This window comes from Pontixanthobacter sp. (assembly GCF_049682855.1).
GTDB lineage: Bacteria > Pseudomonadota > Alphaproteobacteria > Sphingomonadales > Sphingomonadaceae > Pontixanthobacter.
Genome location: NZ_JBAUIK010000013.1, coordinates 61207 through 83308 on the forward strand (window position 1 = coordinate 61207; position 22102 = coordinate 83308).

Consider the following 22102-nt stretch of genomic DNA (forward strand, 5'->3'; position numbering starts at 1 on the left):
CCGCCAGAAGGCTGCGCGTTACGCATGCAGGTAGCGGGCAAACAGCGCCTCGCGCTCGCTCTTTACCATCCCTGCACTTTCCTCAACAAATCGGTTGCGATCTTTCCGGCTTTTGAAAACCCAGATACAGACGCTGTCTGCGCTGTGGTAAATGGCTTTCAGCTCGTCATCAATCGCGCACAGCTCGGGCGGGATCGCGGCGGGTATGCAGATCGCGGCCATGCTCTCACTCCCACTCAATCGTGCCCGGCGGTTTGCTGGTGTAATCATAGACCACGCGGTTGATGCCCTGCACTTCATTGACGATCCGCGTCGCGCACCCCGTCAGGAAGCCCGCGTCAAACGGGTAGACATCCGCCGTCATCCCGTCGGTGCTGGTGACGGCGCGCAGACCGCAGACATTGTCATATGTGCGCGCGTCGCCCATCACGCCGACGGTTTTAACCGGCAGCAGGACCGCGAAGGCTTGCCAGATCGCGTCATATAATCCGGCGTTACGGATCTCTTCGAGATAGATCGCATCGGCTTTGCGCAATATATCGCAGCGTTCCTTGGTCACTTCGCCTGGGATCCGGATGGCGAGGCCCGGGCCAGGGAAAGGGTGGCGGCCGACGAACATGTCTGGCAGTCCCAGCTCGCGGCCCAGATCGCGCACTTCATCCTTGAACAGTTCGCGCAAAGGTTCGACCAGCTGCATGTTCATGCGTTCGGGCAGGCCGCCGACATTGTGATGGCTCTTGATCGTGACGCTTGGCCCGCCGGTGAAAGACACGCTTTCGATCACATCGGGATACAGCGTACCCTGCGCGAGGAAATCCGCCCCGCCGACTTTCGCCGCTTCTTCCTCAAACACATTGATAAATTCGCCGCCGATGAATTTGCGCTTTTTCTCCGGATCGGTTTCGCCCGCAAGGCCCGCCATAAAGCGGTCTTCGGCATCCACGACGACCAGCGGGATATTGTAATGGCCGCGGAACATCTGTTCGACCTGCTCGCGCTCGTTCTGGCGGAGCAAGCCGTGATCGACGAATACACAGGTCAGCTGATCGCCAATCGCCTCGTGGATCAGGATCGCCGCAACCGAGCTATCGACGCCGCCGCTCAAACCGCAAATAACCCTCTTATCGCCCACTTGCGCGCGTATTTCAGCGATTTTGGTGTCGCGATAGGCCGCCATTGTCCAATCCCCCGCCAGCCCGCAGACCTGGTGAACGAAATTGGCGAGCAGCTTTGCCCCGTCAGGCGTATGCACGACTTCGGGATGGAACTGGGTCCCGTAAAACTTGCGCTTCTCGTCAGCGATGACCGCAAAGGGTGCGCCGTCGCTGGTGGCAACAATCTCAAATCCGTCAGCAAATCTGGTGACCTTATCGCCGTGGCTCATCCACACCTGATGCCGTTCACCCACATTCCATAGGCCGTCAAACAGGGGACATGCCTTGGTGACGGTCAGAAACGCCCGGCCAAATTCGCCGCCCTCGCCGGTTTCGTGCCCCGGCCGCACTTCGCCGCCAAGCTGATGCGTCATCACTTGCTGGCCGTAGCAAATGCCAAGGATCGGCACGCCCGCTTCAAACAATGCATCCGGCGCACGGGGGGACCCCCGATCGGGTACGCTGGCGGGCGATCCTGACAGGATAATGCCTTTCGGCTTCATCCGGTGGAATGCGGCTTCGGCCATCGTGAACGGGGCGATTTCCGAATAGACGCCCGCTTCGCGCACACGGCGCGCGATCAGCTGAGTTACTTGGCTGCCGAAATCGACTATCAGGACAGAATCAGCCATGCCAGTATCGGCCAGGATAGAATCAGGAAGATGATCTTGGGTCATGATGCAGGGCGTTAAGCAGCGATCGGGATGCTGGCAAGCGCGCGGCATGGCCCATCACCCATGCCGCATCCGTGTCGCATCCATGCCGCATCGGTGTCGCCTGGGTGATGGGCACAGGGCACAGCGATCATACTGCCATGCACGGCGCGCGGGGCCGGTGCGGCACGCGGAACTGACTGGACTGACTGGATTGGCGGGATTGGATGCCTTGCGGGCTGATGAGCCAGCGAGGCTGGTGGCGCGCTGAACTGCGAGCCACCACCACGCGCGACACGATATATGCCAACCGCGCAATATTATTAGGCAATGTGTAACCAATGATGCGTAACGGGCGAAACGTCATTTAGATATCGCAGCATCATCTGCTGACGCATTGACCATTGAAAGGACTTAATCATGCGTGCTTTTTCGCAACGGGCTTTTGTTTTTGTTTTCGCCGCATCGCTGAGCGGTTTGATGCTGAGCCCCGCAATCACCTGATTTCAACTAATGTTGCAAAAAACTGCATATTTATGTGTATTTACGCATTTGTGTGAAGCCCTTTGCAACACTAACTGGACCATATTGCCGGTGGGGATTTCCTCCTCTCCCAAACTCTGCCGGCATGCGCGGGACCATCAGGCAGCACGATGTGCGCGGATTGGTTCCGGCTATCATTTCTGCGCCCTGCAAGGGCCGTATAGCCGCAGCCCACACCCCAACCCGGGCTGCCTGCTTCCGGGGTGATAGCGATACGAGACGCGGCGCGCCTTCAGCACCCCCTGATATGGAAGGGGCGCCGCGTTTCCCCAACTTCTGGCGATTGTGATTCCGTATGCGGGGCAGGCCTCACCGCCCTCTAATACCCCGTATTACGGCGGCGAACGGCCCACAGAACAACCAGAGAGAGACCAAGTAATGCCATACCTCCAGGCGCGGAAACTTTGGTGGCGGCGCGCGGCGGCAGGATGAAACTATTGTCCCAATGCGGCAATGACCAGCCCGAGGGGCCAAGAATGGTGAACCGTGCCGAACCGCCGAAATCGCCGGTTCTGTCATTGGCACCGGCGCCGGTCTGGACAGTAACCGGACGAGGGGCCGGACGTGGGGTTGGACGTGGGGTTGGACCATGCGGGTGTAAGGCATACACCTTGCCGCCGGTGGTGATGGTGCCGCTTGCTTGCGAATAAAAACCCATTGCCGCCATATTATAGGCGCTGCGGGCTTTATACGTCTGGCCCGGTGTCAGCGCGTCCTGATATGCTTTAAGCTGCAGATTGAACGCTGAAGATTTACCCGGATTGTTGGCCGCCGCGCCAGGAAAGGTTGCGGGGCCAGCCACAATATCTTGCAAGACCGTGGACCCATCATGGAAAGAATATCGTTTTAAGCATCCCCTGCCAGCGGCGCCGGCCCATAGACCATGCAGGCAGTGAGTGCTGGCCGCGTTGCTGGAGACATGATCAGTGGCGGAGGCGTTTACAGGGGGCGTTGTCGCGGCTGCCAGCGCGGCTGCCAGCGCGGGAGCCAGCGTTGCAATAATCCGGTTACGCGTGATCATTATGTTCACCCCGAGCGAACCAATGGGCGCTGCCGGAAATGCGAAAACCGGACTGCGCCACATTGGTGGTAGGGTTAAAGCAGGGATGATGCCAAGTCTGAACAGGCGAGCATTCTTGCCATTGTCAATGGTTAACGCGATGTTGGATATAAGCGGACTGTCAGACAATCCGACACTAAGCCGCGATCAATCGGGCAATCCGCGCCGCGCCGCATCTTCGCGCAATTGCGTTTTCAGCAGTTTTCCAATGTGGCTGCGCGGCATTTCGGCAATAATATGCAGCATCGCCAAACGCTGCGTCTTGCCGAGCCGGGCATTTACCGCTGACAGGATCGTGTCGCTGCTGGTTCCGCTGTCCACAGTCACGAAACCGACCGGCGTTTCGCCCCATTTGCGGCTCGGCATCCCGATGACAGCCGCTTCGATTACGCCCTTTTCCTTGAGCAGCTCGGTTTCCAGATCGACCGGATAGATATTGAACCCGCCTGATATGATCATATCCTTCGCGCGCCCGACCAGTTCGACAAACCCGTCCGCATCAATCCGGCCAATATCGCCCATGCGCATCCACCATTTACCGGTTTCGGGATCGATCCATTGCGCCTGGGAGGTTTTTTCCGGCTGATTCCTGTATCCGCTCATCATTGCAGGACCGCGGCCAATCAACGCGCCCGTTTCGCCCGGGCCGAGCACATTGCCATCCCTGCCCATCACGCGCACTTCGCTCCCCGGCGCGGGCGTACCGACCGTGTGCAGTTTGTCGGGGTGTTCATGCGCATAGAGCAAGCACACCACGCCGCCTTCGGTCATCGAATAGATCTCTATCAAGGCGCCCGGCATGCGCTGTAGCACTTCTGCTTTCAGTGCCGCCGAAAACGGCGCCGAGGTGCAATATTTGATCGCCAGATGGGACAGATCATACGCATCAAATGCAGGCTCATCCATCAATCGCTGATATTGCACCGGGACCAGCATCGTGGTGGTGATCCGGCCATGCTCGGCCGCCGCAAGCCACGCGCGCGTATCAAATTTCTCCATGATCGTCACCGTGCCGCCCGCCAGCAAAGCCGGCAGAAACGCTGCCATCGTGGTGTTGGAATAGAGCGGGGTTGACGTTAAAGAGCGTGTCTTGCGTCCGCTACCCAGATAGGATGCAGCGGTGGGCGCGAATTGCCGCCAGCGCATCCTGTGCGAGTGAACGATCCCTTTGGGAATACCAGTGGTACCGCTGGAATAGATGATGTTGAACGGCGCATCTGCGCCCGGCCTGCCCATGCCCGGCGCGGAACCGCTGGGCGCCATCCAATCTGATAAATCCTCGCCCAGAACAATCCGCTCCATACCGGGCATGAAACCAGCCCCCAGTTCGGTGAGTTTTGCGCGGTCTATAAACAGATGCCTTGCCCCGGAATCGCTCGCCATACCCGCCAATTGCGCGGGGCTGGCACTGGTCGTCAGCGGAGCCGCAACCCCGCCTGCCAGAACCGCCGCGAGAAACACCAGCGCATAATTACTGGTCGATGTGCCAAGGATCGCGACCGCTTGGCCCGGCTGCAACCCGGTCGCCCGCAACCGCGCCGCTATCCGCTCTGCCCGGTCCATCATCTCGGCCCACGACACTCGGCCGTGACTGTCAATCAAAGCCGTATGGCCGGGCTGCAGCGCCGCCCAGTCGCTCAGAATTTCGCGGTAAGTTCCGCTTGGCTGCGAAAGTTTGGCGAGAATATCATCCGTGGTCATAGGCCGGCCCTACCCCTCCCGCTGCGCCAATCAACACTCGATCACATTGACCGCCAGCCCGCCCTGGCTGGTTTCCTTATATTTGGTGGACATATCAAGGCCGGTCTGGCGCATCGTTTCAATCACTTGATCGAGCGAGACAATCGACACGTCATCACGGTGCATGGCGAGCCGGGCGGCATTGACAGCTTTCACCGCGCCAATGGCGTTACGTTCAATACACGGCACCTGGACCAGGCCGCCAACCGGATCGCAGGTGAGGCCCAGATTATGTTCCATGCCGATTTCCGCCGCGCTGGCGATCTGGGTCGGGGTGCCGCCCCATAACGCCGCCAGGCCGCCCGCCGCCATCGAACAGGCCACGCCCACTTCCCCCTGACAGCCCATTTCCGCGCCCGATATGCTGGCGCGCTGTTTGTACAGCAGCCCGATCGCGCCTGCAGTCAGCAGAAATTTCCGGCGGCTGTCCCGGCAAGCGCGTTCTTCTGGATCGAGGCAGTAGAACCGCATGACCGATGGCAGTATACCCGCCGCGCCATTGGTGGGCGCCGTCACCACTTTGCCGCCTGCCGCGTTCTCCTCGTTCACGGCCATCGCAAAGCAATTGAGCCAGTCGAACAATTGTTCGCGCTCATTCGATTGCGGTGCCGCTTCCAGCTTGGCCCATAATTCCGGCGCGCGGCGGCGCACTTTCAATCCGCCGGGCAGGATGCCGGTCTGAGTGAGCCCCCGGTCGATGCAGCCATCCATTGCCTGTGCGACCAGATCAATGCCCGCTTCGGTCTTGCTGCGCGGCCGCATCGCATCTTCATTGGCGAGAATAAGCTGATCAACGCCCATTCCGGTATCTTTGCACAGTGCCAGCAATTCCGCGGCTGAGCCGAAAGAATGCGGGACCACAAGACCAACCTTGATCCGGTCGTCCTGTGGCGGCTTGGCCAATTGCCGCTCGGTCGCGACAAACCCGCCGCCGGTGGAGTAATATGTCCGGTCTGACAGGACCCCGTCCACGCTGTCAAAAGCGCGTAACCGCATACCGTTGGGATGCAGATCGGGGACGATATGCCCCGCCAGATCGATATCGGATTGCGGATCAAAAGTGATATCGTACCGGCCATCCAGTGCCATCCGATGCGCCGCATCAATCCGGTCTAGCTGGGCATCGCCCTGGGCCGGGTCATATGTTTCAGGCCGGTGCCCCATCAGCCCCAATAGCGCCGCGCGCGGAGTACCGTGGCCAACCCCGGTCAGTGCGAGCGAGCCCTGCAATTCGATATGCACACGCGCCACCCGGTCCAGCTTTGCAGAGCGTTTCAATGCGCGGATAAACATGGCCGAGATCCGCATCGGCCCGACCGTATGCGAGCTGGAGGGACCAATGCCGATGCGGAAAATGTCGAGTACCGAAAGCATCAAGGTGCGATGCGCCGCAAAGCGATTTCCGTCAACCGGTTACAGGTGAAACCAACCCATTTGTATCTGTGGGAAGATTGGCCATTTCGCTTGGGATTGGCCCCTGCAGCGCCTATATATTACGGATGAGCGAAACATCCCAAAATGCCGAAAACACACCACGTGAAAAAATTGTCCAGCAGGGCGAATACGGGGCCGATTCCATCAAAGTTCTCAAAGGTTTGGATGCAGTTCGCAAGCGGCCGGGCATGTATATCGGCGATACCGATGATGGCAGCGGTCTGCATCATATGGTGTTCGAAGTGTCGGATAATGCGATTGACGAGGCATTGGCGGGGCACTGCGACCTTGTCCTGATCGAACTGAACCCGGACGGATCGGTCTCTGTCGAGGATAATGGCCGCGGCATTCCGGTGGGCATGCACAAGGAAGAGGGCGTGTCTGCGGCAGAAGTCATCATGACCCAGCTTCACGCCGGCGGCAAGTTTGACAATACGAATGATGAAAACGCTTACAAAGTCTCCGGCGGTCTGCACGGGGTTGGTGTGTCAGTGGTCAATGCGCTGAGCGAATATCTGGAACTGACCATCTGGCGCGATGGTAAGGAGCACTGGATGCGGTTTGAGCATGGCGAAACTGCCAAATCGCTCGAAGTGGTGGGCGATGCGCCCAAAGTCGCCAGCAATGGCGATGCGAACGGTTTCAAGAAGGGGACCCGCGTCACTTTTCTGGCCAGCGACGACACATTCAAAAACGTCACTGTGTATGATTTTGAGAAGCTGGAGCACCGTTACCGCGAACTCGCTTTCCTCAATTCGGGCGTGCATATTTTGCTGCGCGACAAGCGCGGCGAGGAAATGCAGGAACATGACCTGTTTTATGAAGGCGGGATTGGCGCGTTCGTATCCTATCTCGATCGCAACAAACAGCCTCTGATTGACAATCCGATTGCGATTTCGGCGGAGAAGGACGGCATCGGTATCGAAGTCGCTCTGGAATGGAATGATTCCTATTACGAGAACGTCCTGTGCTTCACCAATAATATTCCGCAGCGTGACGGCGGCACGCATCTCGCCGCATTCCGTGCGGCATTGACACGGACGCTGAACAATTATTCGGCGGCCTCTGGCATGATGAAGAAGGAGAAAGTGTCACTATCGGGCGAGGATATGCGCGAAGGGCTGACCGCGATTGTATCGGTTAAATTGCCCGATCCGAAATTTTCCAGCCAGACCAAGGACAAGCTGGTCTCCTCCGAAGTGCGCCAGCCTTTGGAAGCTTTGATGAGCGAGAAGATGACCGAATGGCTGGAGGAAAATCCGGCCAATGCAAAAACCATCATTCAAAAAGTGATTGATGCGGCTGCGGCGCGTGAGGCGGCCAAGAAAGCGCGCGAGCTCACCCGCCGCAAAGGCGCGATGGACATTGCCAGCCTGCCGGGCAAGCTGGCCGATTGCCAGGAACGCGATCCGGCAAAATCCGAACTGTTCCTGGTCGAGGGCGATTCTGCGGGCGGCAGCGCCAAGCAGGGGCGCGACCGGCATTATCAGGCGATCCTGCCGCTCAAGGGCAAGATCCTCAATGTCGAGCGCGCACGGTTTGATCGGATCATATCCTCCAAGGAAGTCGGCACGCTGATCCAGGCGATGGGGACCGGTATTCGCGACGAGTTCAACATCGAGAAGCTGCGCTATCACAAAGTCGTGATCATGACCGATGCGGATGTTGACGGCGCGCATATCCGGACATTGCTGCTGACATTCTTCCACCGGCAAATGCCCGAGATCATCAAGAACGGTCACCTGTTCATCGCGCAGCCGCCTTTGTTCAAAGTCGCCAAGGGTCGCAGCGAAGTCTATCTGAAAGACCAGGCGGCGATGGACCGTTATCTGGTCGCGGGCGGATTGCAGGGCCGCGTGCTGGAAAACGAGAGCGGTGCACGCAGCGGCGGTGATCTGGAATCGCTGGTCGAACACGCTTTGCGGATCCGCAATCTGATGGCTTTCGTGCCTAACAAATATGATGGCGGCATGATCGAGGCGATGGCGCTGGCCGGCGCATTCGATCCTGATCTTGACCGTAGCGGCCGCGAAAGCGCGCTCGGCAGAGCGGCCGAGCGCCTCCAAATGGGCGATAGCGAAGCCAGATGGTCGGCCGAAATGCGCGCCGATGGATCGGTATTGATGAAGCGGCTATGGCGCGGCGTGACCGACGCACATGAAATTGATGCTGCCTTTGTCACCAGCGCCGAAGCGCGCAAATTGCACCGCCTGACGAGCGAGAATGCAGAAATTTATGAAACTGCCTCCCGGCTGGTCAAAGGCGCGTCTGACGATGACGATGATGATGCAGACAGCGCGGACATTGTGGCAATTGGCGATGTCAGCGATGCCGATGCCATTACCCGGCCCACGCAATTGCTCGATGCAGTGTTGGCGGCGGGCCGGAAAGGTCTGTCGAGCCAGCGTTATAAAGGGCTGGGCGAGATGAATGCCGAACAATTGTGGGAAACCACTCTTGACCCGGATAACCGCGCCTTGCTGCAAGTGAAAGTCGAGGACGCCGATGTGACCGACGAGATTTTCACGCGTCTGATGGGCGATGTAGTGGAACCGCGCCGTGAATTTATCCAGGATAATGCGCTCAATGTCGCCAATCTTGACGTGTAATCTGCCCGGTAACGGGTTGCGCAGCGTCGCCCGATGAGGCGGCCCGATTGAGCTGGTCCGTCCGCCCTGGCTCGCAAGAGGAACAGGTTGGCCGCCTGATTCTGGCGGGGGTGCTGGTGATGTTCTTGCCGCAATTGCCGCTGGGCAATTATATTATCTATCCCTTCACCATCCTGACCACCTGGTTTCACGAAATGGGCCACGGGCTGACAGCCATGTTGCTGGGTTATGATTTCGAACTGCTGAAAATCTTCCCCGACGGATCGGGCTTTGCGCAATCCTACAGCATCGGACCCAAATCGGCGATCGCGAGCGCATTGGTAAGCGCGGGCGGACCGCTAGGCCCCAGCATGATCGGCTCAATCCTTATTCTGGCGAGCAGCCGGAAGAAATATTGGCGGCCTGCCCTGGCCGGCCTTGCCGCTGCCATTACGCTATCGACCATCATCTGGGTCCGCAGCATAACCGGCATCATCGTGCTGCCACTGATTGCAGCTGCTGTCATCGCGATTTCGCTACGCGGGGCTGACTGGCTGGTGCGGTTCGCGCTGCAGTTCCTCGGTATTCTTGCCGCAATGAGCATGTTCCGCGATTGGGATTATCTGTTTTCACAAAGCGCGAATATTGGCGGGCAAGTGATCCTTTCTGACACCGGCGCAATCGCCGAAGTGCTGCTGTTGCCATACTGGTTCTGGGCGATTGTCATCATCATTATCTCAGGCGTGATGATCGGGGCGAGCCTGAAATATGCATTGGCCGAAGATGACAGCCTCGGCGGCTGGCAGCCGGGCCGGCGTTAACGCAGCGTTGCAGCCTTAATGCCTGTTTTCGACACGATCATCCTGGGCGCCGGCGCTGCCGGGCTGTTCTGCGCGGCCCAGGCAGGGCAGCGGGGCAAGCGGGTCCTGGTGCTCGAACGCAGCGCCAAGCCGGGCAAGAAGATCCTGATTTCGGGCGGGGGCCGCTGCAATTTCACCAACATCCATGCGGGTCCCGCCCATTATCTGTCCGCCAATCCGCATTTCGCCAAATCCGCGCTGAGCCGGTACACTGCGCGCGATTTTATCGACCTGATCGAGAAACACGGCATTGCATGGCACGAAAAAACGCTGGGTCAGCTATTTTGCGATAACAGCGCCAAACAGGTTGTCGCCATGCTGATGGACGAATGCGCCCGGGCAGCCGAATTTGGCGGCGATGTGCAGCTTCTGTGCGATCAGGATATTACCGATGCGGCGCGGCAAGATGGTGCATTTGTTATCACCGCGAACGGGCAGGTCCACCGCGCGCATTCTCTGGTCATCGCCACTGGCGGCCCGTCCATCCCGAAAATGGGGGCTACCGGATTTGCCTATGATCTGGCGCGGCAATTCGGGCTGAAAATTATCGAGCCGCGCCCGGCACTCGTCCCGCTGACGCTTGGCGGGGAGGATGTGCTGTTCCGCGATCTGTCGGGCGTATCGGCCACTGTCGATGCACGCAGCGGTAAAACCACGTTCCGCGAAGCGGCATTGTTCACGCATAAAGGCCTGTCGGGCCCGTCCATCCTGCAAGTCTCCTCCTATTGGAAACATGGCGAGCCGATTACAATCGACTTCCTACCGGACCGGCCCGAAGGCTGGTTGCTGGAAGCGAAACGCGAAACCCCGCGCAGTACGGTGAAGGCTAAGCTGAAGGACGTATTATCCGACCGGCTAGCCACTACATTATCCGGCCGCCTCGGCATCGAAACCGAGCTTGGCAACGTCTCTGACAAAGCCCTTCGCGCCGCCGAAGCGCAACTGGCACGCTGGACATTTCACCCCAACGGGTCCGAAGGGTTTGCCAAAGCCGAAGTGACCGCTGGCGGGATCGATACGAAAGAGCTTTCCTCCAAGACAATGGAAGCGCGCAAAGTCCCGGGCCTCTATGTGATTGGCGAAGCGGCTGATGTAACTGGCTGGCTTGGCGGGTATAATTTCCAATGGGCTTGGTCCAGCGGCTGGGCCGCTGCCCAAGCTGTCTGAGTATATTGGGGTCCAGCGGATGGGCCGCTGCCCATCAGGATGGCGCAGCCGATACTTTACTTTGTGTGTGAGTGGCCGCATCGCGTCAGAATGATAAAAACTGCTCCAAAATTCGCCTTGATCCTGCTTGCTTCACTGGCGCTTTCGGCCTGTTCGGCGGGCGCTGACCTGGCCAGCACGCCGGCCATCGCGGCCACGCCGAAGCCGGTCGAAGTCAAGATCATCGGCCTCAATGATTTTCACGGCAATATTGAACCGATCCGCCGCCCGCTTCGGTTCACAGACGATGCCGGCCAGCAGCAGCAAGTGTACGCCGCCGGTGCTGCCTATCTCACCACTGCGGTCGAAACATACCGCGCCAAAACCGAACACAGCCTGACCATTGCAGCGGGCGATCTGATCGGCGGAAGCCCGCTGGCTTCGTCGATCTTCCTTGACGAGCCCGCAATTGGCGCGATGAACCGGCTCGGCCTGGATTTCAATGCGGTTGGCAATCACGAATTTGATCGCGGCTGGAAGGAGCTCAGGCGCATTCAGGAGGGCGGCTGCGAGAAGCATACTTTGCGTGCGCCGTGCGCGGTCGAGAACCCTTATCCCGGCGCAGAATTCACGTTCCTCGCCGCCAATGTGATTATGCCAGACGGCACTTCGCTATTCCCCGGTTACGGCATGAAACGCTTTGGCGAAGGCGATCGCGCGGTATCCGTCGGCATTATCGGATTGACGCTGAAAGACACGCCCACGCTCGTCACGCCAAGCGGTGTGGCCGGGCTGGATTTCACCGATGAGGCTGATGCGATTAATGGCCTGATCCCGGCTTTGGAAGAAGCCGGGGCAGACGCGATAGTCGTCACCATTCATCAGGGCCTGACCACGCAGGCTGGCTATAATGATAAAAGCTGCGGCGGCATTGATGGCCCGCTGCTGGATATTCTGGCGCGGCTCGACCCCAGGATAGACGTGGTTATTTCCGGCCATACCCACCGCGCCTATATTTGCCAGTATTCCGCGATTGACCCCGCGCGTGATTTTCTGGTCACCAGCGCCGGATATGGCGGATCCATGCTGACCGATATTACCTTGATGATTGATCCGGCATCAGGCGAAGTCACGGCCAAATCCGCCGACAATATCATCATCCAAAGCGTTGGCACCGACCGCGAGGGCAATATTGCCGCGCCCAATCCCGCGTTCCCGCAATTTGCCGCCAATGCAGACGTCGCCGCCTATGTCGAGATGTATGTTGCGGCATCGCGCGACGCGGCAACACGCCCGGTCGGCAAGATCAGCGGCGAGGCGCGCGATCCCGGCCCCCCGACAGAAGAAACCGCACTCGGCAATCTGATCGCCGATGCGCAACTATTCGCCACGCGCGCAGCGGGCGCGCAAATCGCGCTGATGAACAATTCGGGTATTCGCACCAGCCTGATCCCGGCGGCGGATGGCACGATCAGTTACGGCGATATTTATACCGTGCAGCCTTTTGGCAATACGCTGATCACCAAAAGCTTCACCGGCGCCCAATTACTCGCTTTATTGGAACAGCAATTTGATGATGAAGGGTTGGTGCAGACATTCTCACCCTCGCAAGGTTTTGCAATGGTGTGGGATATGACCGCACCGGTTGGCGCGCGCGTGGTTGAAGTGACGCTTGATGGTGATCCGGTTGACCCCGCCGGAATATACCGCGTCACCATGAACAGTTTCCTCGCCGCTGGCGGGGACGGGTTTACCGTTTTTACGCAAGGGACCAATACGGTCACCGGCCCGACCGATCTGGATGGTATGGAAGCCTATTTACAGACAGCGGACATCATTCAATTGCCCGCTTTGGGTAGGATGATAGCGGCGCAGTAGAACAGGCCGCGGGCAAGGCCCAAAACAGCTGGCGCACAGGCGGCGTGCAGGTGGCGTGCAGGCGCCGTGCAGGCCGTGCGCTGCACAAAAGGAGGCGCCCTGCGCAATGGCGACCGGTTAAAGCGCGGGGGTGCGCGCCCTGCGTGATTAATTGCTCTTGGGGGGCCAGGGAATAAACGCCGATGTCCGCTCGATATAGTCTGAATATTTATCGCCGCGCTTCTTCTTCATGCCGCTTTCGAGCAGTGCCGCGCCTGACCATCTGGTCAGCGTGAAGGTCAGGAAAATTGGCCCCGCAACGGTGTAGAGCGCCCATTCCCACCCGGCCGATGCCGTGACCAGCCATATGCCCCACCATGCGCAGGCATCGCCAAAGTAATTGGGGTGACGGGTATAGCGCCACAGGCCAGTATCAAGGATTTTTCCTTCATTATCAGGGTCCGCTTTGAAACGGGCCAGTTGCCAATCGCCCACCCATTCGAAGAATATCCCAACCAGATACAGCGCCAGTCCGGCCCATGCCAAAGGCGCGATCACCGCCCTATCGCCTGCTGCCAAGATACCGACTTGCGCCGGGCTCGATACGAGAAATAACAGCGCCGCTTGGCCGAGCCAGACTTTGGTCAATGCGGCAAAGGCAAAGCGCCCTTTCTCGCGGTCTTTGCGCAGCATTTTCTTATAGCGTTGATCTTCCCCATGATCCCGCCACCGGCGCAGCAGATGCACGCCCAGCCGGAAACCCCACGCCGCCGTCATGACCAGGATCAGTGTCGCGAGCGCGCCCGGCTGATCCAGCTGGAACCAGCTGGCCAGCGCCATAATTCCCATCCCCGCGCCCCAAAATGCATCGATAAAGGATACATCATCAATTTTGACCGAGATCGCCCATAGGACAAGGACAATCGCAACCAGCAGACCCGCATTTGCAAGCAGCGCATTCATCATAGATCAGGCTCCGCCAGCAAGGTTTGCGCCTGCGCTTTCAGCACGTGATAGCGCGGATAGTCGGGGAGTTTGGAAAGCAAGAAATCAGCAATTTTGTTGAGGTCAGCCGCGTAATTCCCGGTCGGCATCATCGGCGGACTGAAGCCCAGAATATTGCGTTCATTGCATACCCATGCCGCAACAATCGGCACACCTGCGGCGCGGGCAATATTGTAGAAACCCGATTTCCAGCTGCCATCGGTTGTCCGCGATCCCTCCGCAGCGATCACCAGAGCCAGCTCGTCACGCTGCGCGAATTCCTGCGCCACCTGTTCAACGACATTCATCCGCTTGGTCCGGTCGATCGGGATACCGCCCATATCGAACATGAAATTGCGCATCAGCCCTTTGAACAAGGTATGTTTGCCCATGAAATTGGGCTTTACTCCTTCTTTCTCAGTCGCCCCTGCAAAAAACACAAAATCCCAATTGGATGTGTGCGGCGCACCCGCAATGACATATTTTGATATATCCTCGGGCAGACTGCCTTCGATTTGCCATCCCCTGGACTCGTAAATCCAGATGATCATCCGGCGCACAATGCGCGACAGCGATGATGGTGTTCGGGTGGCGGTATCTGTCATATTCTCTCCCAGAGCGGCCTGATTAGCAGCAACGCATGGGAATGCGAGAGAGTTTCATGGACAGACAAGCATCCTTGCCTGCCAAACTCAGGCTGACGCCCCCTACATCCTAAACACACCAAAGCTCGGACGATCCGCAAAGGGTGCCTCGAGCGTTGCGGCAAAGGCCAGCCCCAGCACATCGCGTGTCTGTGCAGGGTCTATCACCCCATCATCCCACAGGCGCGCGGTGGCGTAATAGGGATTGCCTTCATCTTCATACTTTTGGCGGATCGGTGCTTTGAATGCCTCTGCCTCTTCGTCGCTCCATCCATCCGCATCGCGGTGAACGGTCGCCAGCACGCTCGCGGCTTGCTCTCCGCCCATCACGCTGATGCGGGCATTGGGCCAGGTGAACAGGAAGCGCGGCGAGTAAGCGCGGCCTGCCATACCGTAATTGCCCGCGCCAAAGCTGCCGCCGATCACCACGGTGATTTTGGGCACTTGCGCGGTGGCGACCGCTGTCACCAGCTTCGCGCCGTGTTTGGCGATCCCTTCTGCCTCATATTTCCCACCAACCATAAAGCCGGAGATATTCTGCAGGAATAGCAGCGGAATCCCGCGCTGGCAGGCAAGCTCGATAAAATGCGCGCCCTTCTGCGCGCTTTCGGAAAACAGCACCCCATTATTCGCAAGGATTGCCACTGGCATCCCCCAGATATGCGCGAATCCGCACACCAAAGTTGATCCGTAATGCGCCTTGAACTCGTGGAACTCGCTGCCATCGGCGATCCGCGCGATCACTTCCTTCACATCGTAAGGCGCGCGGACATCGTCGGGGATGATCGAGTAGAGTTCCTCTGCTTCGAATTTGGGCGGGCGCGGGTCTTTCAGCTTGACCTTCGCACCGTCATTTGCGCCGAGGTGGCTGACAATATCGCGTACGATAGTCAGCGCATGCTCGTCATTCTCGGCAAGGTGATCGACCACGCCCGATTTCTTGGCATGGAGGTCACCGCCGCCAAGGTCTTCGGCGCTGATTTCCTCACCCGTTGCGGCTTTGACCAGTGGAGGCCCGGCCAGAAAAATCGTGCCCTGTTCGCGAACAATCACCGTCTCGTCGCTCATCGCGGGAACGTAGGCACCGCCCGCGGTGCAACTGCCCATGACGCAAGCAATCTGCGGGATGCCGAGCGCGGACATATTTGCTTGATTGAAGAAAATGCGGCCGAAATGGTCGCGGTCGGGAAAGACCTCGGCCTGATGCGGCAGGTTCGCCCCACCGCTATCGACCAGATAGATACACGGCAGCCGGTTTTCCTGTGCAATCTCTTGCGCGCGCAAATGCTTCTTGACTGTCATCGGATAATAAGTGCCGCCTTTGACGGTGGCATCGTTGCACACGATCATCGCCTGCCGACCCGAAACGTGCCCGATCCCCGCAATCATCCCAGCGGCGGCAATATCATCTGTGCCATACATGCCATTCGCCGCGAGCTGGCCGATTTCCAGAAACGGAGAGCCAGGATCAAGCAGCCGTTCCACGCGGTCACGGGGCAGCAATTTGCCGCGCCCGGCATGGCGTTCGCGGCTGCCTTCGGGTCCGCCCAGCGCCGCACGCGCGACATGAGCGCGCAGGTCGGAAGCAAGCGCCCGATTATGCGCCGAGTTTGCCTTGGCTTCGGCGCTATCGAGATCGAGTTTGGAGGTGAGGGTTGGTGCGGTCATATTCTAACTCCGTCATGCTGAACTCGTTTCAGCATCCATTGTTCACCTTGCGGCTTCGGCTCAATTTCGAGAAATAGATCCTGAAACCAGCTCAGGATGACGGGCGAGGAATAGGGCATAGTCACTCTTGGATATAACCTCTTTTTGTCAGCTCATAGCGGCATGCCTCCTCCAGCCCCTGCCCTCCAGATAGAGCGTCAACATCAGCCCGAATGACTTTATCATCGCTGGATGAGCAAGGCCGGGCGGGTCCGGGCACCCAGAGATGGCACCAATCGCAAAATGTACCATCAGCTTCTTTCTCAACCGGTTCAGGCACATCTTTTATCTCCCGTCCGGGAAGAAACCAAATGGCGCGCACGAGGTAGCCAAGTGACACTAATATCACGCCAAGCCCTATCGCTAGGTTTGCGCTGACGGCTGCCCAGACCATTGCATCAAACGTTTCGGCCGTTCCTGCAACAAATGCGGCCAACAGCCCAACAATTATTAGGACCCAACCAAATGTTGTCGCCTGCGATCCGTCAGGTCTCTCGCTCATTAAAACCGCACCCCTTAAGCCGGCATCACCCCGCCGCCCCGATCAATTCCCGCCCGATCAGCATCCGGCGGATTTCATTCGTCCCCGCTCCAATATCGAGCAGTTTTGCGTCCCTCAAATACCGTTCCACCGGCCAGTCTTTGGTATAGCCTGCGCCGCCCAGCGCCTGCACGGCCTCGGCCGCCACGCGGAAAGCGTTTTCGCTCGACAGCAAGATTACACCCGCCGCGTCAAAGCGTGTCGTTTGGCCCGCATCGCATGCTTTCGCCACTGCATAGGTATAGGCGCGCGCGGATTGCAGCGCGACATACATATCGGCGACTTTGGCCTGCATCAGTTGAAAAGATCCGATGGGTTTGCCGAACTGTTTGCGTTCGCGCAGATAGGGTATGACGCAATCGAGACATGCCTGCATGATCCCCAGCTGAATGCCCGATAAAACGACCCGTTCATAATCCAGTCCGCTCATCAGCACGCCGACGCCGCCATGCACGGGGCCCATCACGTTGGCTTCGGGCACTTCGCAATCATCGAACACGAGCTCTGCCGTGGGCGAGCCGCGCATGCCCATCTTGTCGATTTTCTGCCCAATACTGAAACCGGGCATGTCTTTTTCAATCAGGAATGCGGTAATCCCGCGCGATCCGGCTTCGGGTGCGGTCTTGGCATAAACCACAAGAGTATCGGCATAGGCGGCGTTGGTGATCCAGAATTTGGTGCCGTTCAGCACATAGCCGCCCTGCACGGCGTCAGCCTTTAACTTCATCGACACCACATCGGAACCCGCGCTGGCTTCGCTCATCGCCAGAGAGCCGACATGTTCGCCGCTGATCAGCTTGGGGAGATATTTCGCCTTTTGTTCGGGGCTGCCCCATGCCTTGATCTGGTTGACACACAAATTCGAATGCGCGCCGTAGGACAATCCGACAGAGGCGCTGGCGCGGCTGACTTCCTCAACCGCAATCACATGCTCCAAATAACCAAGCCCCAGCCCGCCATCTTCCTCTGCCACGGTCAACCCGTGCAATCCCAGCGCGCCCATCGGCTGCCATAACTCACGCGGGAACCAATCTTCGCGGTCGGCTTTTTCCGCCAGCGGCGCGATCTGTTCATCGGCGAAGCGGGCTGTCGTTTCGCGAATCATTTCGGCAGTTTCGCCCAGCTGAAAGTCAAAATCGGGGGTCGCGCGCATTGAAAACTCCTTGTTGTAAACGCGCATAGACGAGCCGCAACGGCGCGGCAAATGGATGCTGCCACTGATTTAATTGGATAAAATACAAATCTAGCAAAGCCATTGATAGGAAAGGGTTTTCCCCCTAAAGGTTGCGTATAACGCAATGGCTACCGAGCAATTACAACCCTGGCCTGCAGAGGCACCACCTGACCCGCGGATGACCTGCGAAGCGGCACGCAGCCGGGTTTTGGGCAGCTATGCTTTGGACGCGCTCGAAAACGATCCGGAACTGGCGAGCATTTCCGCATTCGCCGCCCAATTATGCGATGCCCCCACAGCAATGGTCAGTCTGGTCGAGGAGGAACGGCAACGGTTTGTCGCGCGCATCGGCATCTCGGATAGCGAAACCCCGCGCAGTGACAGTTTCTGCGCTCATGCCATGCTCGGCAGCGACATTCTTGAAATTCGCGATGCAGCGCAGGATAGTCGCTTCGCGCATTTTGAAAATGTCATCGGACCGCAGCATATCCGTTTTTACGCCGGGGCGCCGTTGATCAGCCATGAAGGGGCACCGCTGGGGGCGCTCTGCGTGATTGATCAGCAGCCGCGCCCGCAGGGACTGTCCGACATGCAGCGTAACGGGCTGGAGGTTCTCGCCCAGGCGGTGATGCGCCGGTTGCGCCATCGCCGCGAGATACTCGCGGCACAGGCCGAATTCGATCTGGGGCGCAAACGGCTGGAGACGCTGGCTGACAGTATTCCCAATATGGCGTGGTCAGCCTCCGCCGATGGCAAGTTTGATTATTTCAATCGCCGCTGGTTCGATTTTACCGGATTCACCGAAAGCGTGTTTGAAAGCCAGGATTTTGACGGCGCCTTCCATCCCGAAGACCGCGATCAATGGGTCGACGGGTGGGAAACCGCGCTGGCTGACGGCAGTCTGTATGAAGCCGAATTCCGGATGCGTCGGAAAGATGGCGAATATCGCTGGATGCTGGCGCGGGGCCTGCCGGTTCATGGCAGCAGCGGGCAGGTTGAACAGTGGTTCGGCACGCTGACCGATATCCATGATGCGCGTTCGCGCCTGGAAGAAAAGGATCTGCTGACGCGCGAATTATCGCACCGGATCAAAAATATCTTTGCGGTGGTCGGCGGTCTGGTCGCGTTGAAAAGCAAGGATTATCCCGAAGCCGTTCCATTCACGCAGGATATCACGAAAACGCTGCAGGCGCTCAATCGTGCGCACACCTATGTCACTGACGAACAAAGCGACAGCGGCGATACATTGCAGGGTCTGCTGGGCAAGCTCATGGCGCCCTATGCCGATTTGCCGGGTACGACATTATCCATTACCGGCGATGATGCAGCGGTCAGCGGGCGCTCCGCCACCCCGCTGGCACTGGTGTTTCATGAACTCGCCACCAATTGCGCAAAATATGGATCATTTTCTGTAACGGGCGGCGCGGTTGATATTTCGATATCTGTGGCCGACGGAACGGTGCTGCTCGTCTGGCAGGAGCAAGGCGGGCCGCCCCCACTGGAGCAGCGCAGCGCGGGCTTTGGTTCACGGCTGGTCGAAAAAAGCATCAATGGTCAATTGGCTGGGAAGCTTGCACGCGATTTTGTATCGACCGGTCTGATTGCCACGCTCACCATACCGCTCGCATCGCTGTAATCTGTCCCGCGCCTGGAATTTGGCTGTTTGACTGGCGGTTGCCTTGTCCTAGGGTGCACCTGTGACTGACGCTGCCGCCGCCATTTCCTTTCGCGACACTACCAAGCGGTTCAATGGTGTGACAGCAATGGACAGCATATCTCTCAATATTGAGAGCGGCAGCTTTGTCGCTTTGGTTGGGGCATCGGGATCGGGTAAGTCGACCTTGATGAAGACGATCAACCGGCTGGTCGCCCCCGATAGCGGCGAGGTGTTGATTAACGGAGCCGATATCCGCGCTGCGGATGCGCCGAAGCTGCGCCGGACGATCGGATATGTATTTCAGGGAATCGGGCTGTTCCCGCATATGCGGGTGGCGGAAAATATTGCGATTGGCCCGAAATTGGCGGGTCTGCCCCTGTCATCGCAGCGGCTTGCCGAATTGCTGGAGGGCGTGGAGCTGGATGGCGGCTATGCCAGCCGGATGCCGCATGAGCTTTCTGGCGGGCAGCGGCAGAGAATTGGCGTGGCCCGCGCTTTGGCCGCCGATCCGTCAATATTGCTGATGGACGAACCGTTTGGCGCGCTTGATCCGATTACGCGTGACGCATTGGGCAAACGCGTCCGTGCACTGCATGACCGGCTCGAACTGACGACCGTTATGGTTACGCATGATATGGCGGAAGCGTTGCTGCTGGCCGACCGGGTGCTGGTGATGGAAAGCGGAGCAATCGTGGCTGACCAAACGCCCGAACAGCTGCTCGCCGGCGGCGGCGGAGATACTGCGCAGGAACTGGTCGCGGTTCCGCGCGATCAAGCAAAAGCACTGGCGCGGCTGGCGGCAGGCACGGCAAGGTGAGCGAAATTCTCGCCGCTGGGCTGGGCCTGGGGGACAAGCTTGCATCGCATGTGGTGCTGGCGGCTGCGGCGATTGCGCTGGGGATCTCGGTCGCGTTGCCGCTCGCCATCTGGGCCAGCCGGTCGCCGCCAGTGGCCAAAATCGCGCTTGGCCTGGCCAGTCTGGTGCAGACCGTTCCCGCGTTGGCGCTGCTGGCTTTGTTCTTCCCGATATTGCTGAGTTTGCGGGCGATCTTTGGCGAAGGGTTGCCCACGCTCGGCTTCCTGCCTGCTTTGCTGGCATTGGCGCTTTATGCCTTGCTGCCGATCCTGCGCAATGCGGTGACCGCGCGCGAACAGATGGCAGCGGGCGTGCTGGAGGCTGCCGACGGGGTGGGCATGACCGGCTGGCAGAAATTGCGATTGGTGGAGGCGCCGCTCGCCGCGCCTTACATCATGGCGGGCATACGCACTGCTGCGGTATGGACCATCGGCGCGGCGACGCTTTCCACCACAATTGGTCAGCCAAGTCTTGGTGATCCGATTTTTGCCGGATTGCAAACCCAGAATTGGCCTCTGGTGCTGGCGGGATGCATTGCCTCTGCGGGGCTGGCAATCGTGGCAGATGGTTTGCTTGGCGGAATAGAGCGCGGCTTCGCCGAGCGCAAAAAATGGCTCGTCTGGGGCGGCACGGCAATTGCCACACTTGGTGTCATAACCGCTGCATGGTCGCTACGCGCCGGGGATAATGAAGACGCTATCGTCATCGGCGCGAAGAGCTTTTCCGAGCAATATATTCTCGCTCAACTGGTCGGCCAGCGGCTGGAACGGGCTGGCTACACTGTTGAATATCGGGACGGGCTTGGCTCCGCAGTCGTCCATAAGGCGCTCACGACCAGCGAAATCGACATATCGTTCGATTATACCGGAACGCTCTGGACTAACCAATTGGGCCGCAGCGATAATCCGGGGCGAGAGGAGATGTACCGGATACTGTCCGCATGGGAACGTGAAACAACCGGCACATTGGTGCTGGGCGGGCTTGGATTTGAAAACGCCTATGCGCTGGCCATGCGGCAGGACCGCGCTGCTGAATTGGGCATTCGCACGATAGACGATCTCGCGCGCCAGTCCTCTGCTCTTACCGTGGGCGGCGATGTCGAATTTTTTGAACGGCCTGAATGGATTGCGGTGCGCGATGCCTACGATCTCAATTTCGCCAGAAAGCGCAATTTTACCGCCACATTCATGTATGACGCGCTGACCGGGGGGGAGGCTGATGTTATATCCGCCTACACATCCGATGGGCGTGTTGCGGCGGACCGGCTGGTTATCATCGAGGATACCAAGCACGCATTCCCGTCTTATGATGCCCTGTTGATGATATCACCCGAAGCATCACGCGACCAGAAATTGATTGATACGTTAACCCCGCTGATCGGGGCGATTTCGGTCGATCAAATGCGGGAAGCCAATCTGGCGGTGGACCGCCTGGATAATAAGAAATCGCCGCGCGATGCCGCCAAAAATCTGGCCGCTGCGATTGGACTCTAGCGGCGCTTCAG

At 58.7% G+C, this 22102-nt stretch carries 17 protein-coding genes; 7 read left to right on the forward strand and 10 right to left on the reverse strand.

What is annotated here, in order from left to right; translation table 11 throughout:
• Positions 1–18: 18 nt before the first annotated feature.
• From WA922_RS08815 to WA922_RS08835, 5 genes are all read right to left on the reverse strand, one after another.
• Positions 19–222, reverse strand: coding sequence for a hypothetical protein (locus WA922_RS08815; RefSeq protein WP_424771327.1), 204 nt, complete (start codon positions 220–222; stop codon positions 19–21).
• A 4-nt stretch (positions 223–226) separates the two neighbouring features.
• Positions 227–1831 (reverse strand): glutamine-hydrolyzing GMP synthase, encoded by a 1605-nt coding sequence (gene guaA, locus WA922_RS08820; RefSeq protein ID WP_424771328.1) that lies wholly within the window; start codon positions 1829–1831, stop codon positions 227–229.
• Between the two features lie 838 nt (positions 1832–2669).
• Entirely contained in the window at positions 2670–3371 is a 702-nt protein-coding gene (locus tag WA922_RS08825) for a hypothetical protein (RefSeq protein WP_424771329.1), read from the reverse strand.
• A 186-nt stretch (positions 3372–3557) separates the two neighbouring features.
• The gene (locus WA922_RS08830) at positions 3558–5111 is read right to left on the reverse strand and encodes a class I adenylate-forming enzyme family protein (RefSeq protein ID WP_424771330.1); all 1554 of its coding nucleotides are present in this window, start codon (positions 5109–5111) and stop codon (positions 3558–3560) included.
• A gap of 30 nt (positions 5112–5141) precedes the next feature.
• A complete protein-coding gene (locus WA922_RS08835; protein ID WP_424771331.1) occupies positions 5142–6527 on the reverse strand; it encodes an L-serine ammonia-lyase in 1386 nt (461 codons plus the stop codon).
• Between the two features lie 122 nt (positions 6528–6649).
• On the opposite strand from WA922_RS08835, the gene gyrB reads away from it, so the two are divergent.
• The 4 genes from gyrB to WA922_RS08855 all read left to right on the forward strand — a co-directional run bounded on the left by gyrB (position 6650) and on the right by WA922_RS08855 (position 13056).
• A complete protein-coding gene (gene gyrB, locus WA922_RS08840) occupies positions 6650–9193 on the forward strand; it encodes a DNA topoisomerase (ATP-hydrolyzing) subunit B (RefSeq protein ID WP_424771332.1) in 2544 nt (847 codons plus the stop codon).
• Positions 9194–9240: 47 nt separating this feature from the next.
• Positions 9241–9993: a M50 family metallopeptidase gene (locus WA922_RS08845; RefSeq protein WP_424771333.1), complete on the forward strand. Its 753-nt coding sequence runs from the start codon at positions 9241–9243 to the stop codon at positions 9991–9993.
• A gap of 18 nt (positions 9994–10011) precedes the next feature.
• A complete protein-coding gene (locus WA922_RS08850; protein WP_424771334.1) occupies positions 10012–11199 on the forward strand; it encodes an NAD(P)/FAD-dependent oxidoreductase in 1188 nt (395 codons plus the stop codon).
• 90 nt (positions 11200–11289) lie between these two features.
• On the forward strand, positions 11290–13056 hold the full coding sequence (locus WA922_RS08855; protein ID WP_424771335.1) for a bifunctional metallophosphatase/5'-nucleotidase: 1767 nt from the start codon (positions 11290–11292) through the stop codon (positions 13054–13056).
• A gap of 147 nt (positions 13057–13203) precedes the next feature.
• Here WA922_RS08855 and WA922_RS08860 read toward each other — a convergent pair whose 3' ends face one another.
• The 5 genes from WA922_RS08860 to WA922_RS08880 form a co-directional block, all read right to left on the reverse strand.
• Positions 13204–14001: a DUF1295 domain-containing protein gene (locus tag WA922_RS08860; protein ID WP_424771336.1), complete on the reverse strand. Its 798-nt coding sequence runs from the start codon at positions 13999–14001 to the stop codon at positions 13204–13206.
• Positions 13998–14624: a 1-acyl-sn-glycerol-3-phosphate acyltransferase gene (locus WA922_RS08865; protein ID WP_424771337.1), complete on the reverse strand. Its 627-nt coding sequence runs from the start codon at positions 14622–14624 to the stop codon at positions 13998–14000. The genes WA922_RS08860 and WA922_RS08865 overlap by 4 nt, the downstream gene beginning before the upstream one ends.
• A gap of 102 nt (positions 14625–14726) precedes the next feature.
• Positions 14727–16331: a carboxyl transferase domain-containing protein gene (locus WA922_RS08870; RefSeq protein ID WP_424771338.1), complete on the reverse strand. Its 1605-nt coding sequence runs from the start codon at positions 16329–16331 to the stop codon at positions 14727–14729.
• Positions 16332–16452: 121 nt separating this feature from the next.
• Entirely contained in the window at positions 16453–16872 is a 420-nt protein-coding gene (locus tag WA922_RS08875) for a hypothetical protein (protein WP_424771339.1), read from the reverse strand.
• A 25-nt stretch (positions 16873–16897) separates the two neighbouring features.
• Positions 16898–18064 carry an isovaleryl-CoA dehydrogenase gene (locus WA922_RS08880; protein WP_424771340.1) on the reverse strand — a complete coding sequence of 389 codons (1167 nt, stop codon included), beginning with the start codon at positions 18062–18064 and terminating at the stop codon, positions 16898–16900.
• 145 nt (positions 18065–18209) lie between these two features.
• Here WA922_RS08880 and WA922_RS08885 point away from each other — a divergent pair, with 145 nt between their 5' ends.
• The 3 genes from WA922_RS08885 (at position 18210) to WA922_RS08895 (ending at position 22091) form a co-directional block, all read left to right on the forward strand.
• Complete coding sequence (locus tag WA922_RS08885) at positions 18210–19721, forward strand: PAS domain-containing protein (RefSeq protein WP_424771341.1); 1512 nt, start codon at positions 18210–18212, stop codon at positions 19719–19721.
• Between the two features lie 127 nt (positions 19722–19848).
• Complete coding sequence (locus WA922_RS08890) at positions 19849–20559, forward strand: ATP-binding cassette domain-containing protein (protein WP_424771437.1); 711 nt, start codon at positions 19849–19851, stop codon at positions 20557–20559.
• Entirely contained in the window at positions 20556–22091 is a 1536-nt protein-coding gene (locus WA922_RS08895; RefSeq protein ID WP_424771342.1) for an ABC transporter permease/substrate-binding protein, read from the forward strand. The genes WA922_RS08890 and WA922_RS08895 overlap by 4 nt, the downstream gene beginning before the upstream one ends.
• The last annotated feature ends 11 nt before the right edge of the window (positions 22092–22102 follow it).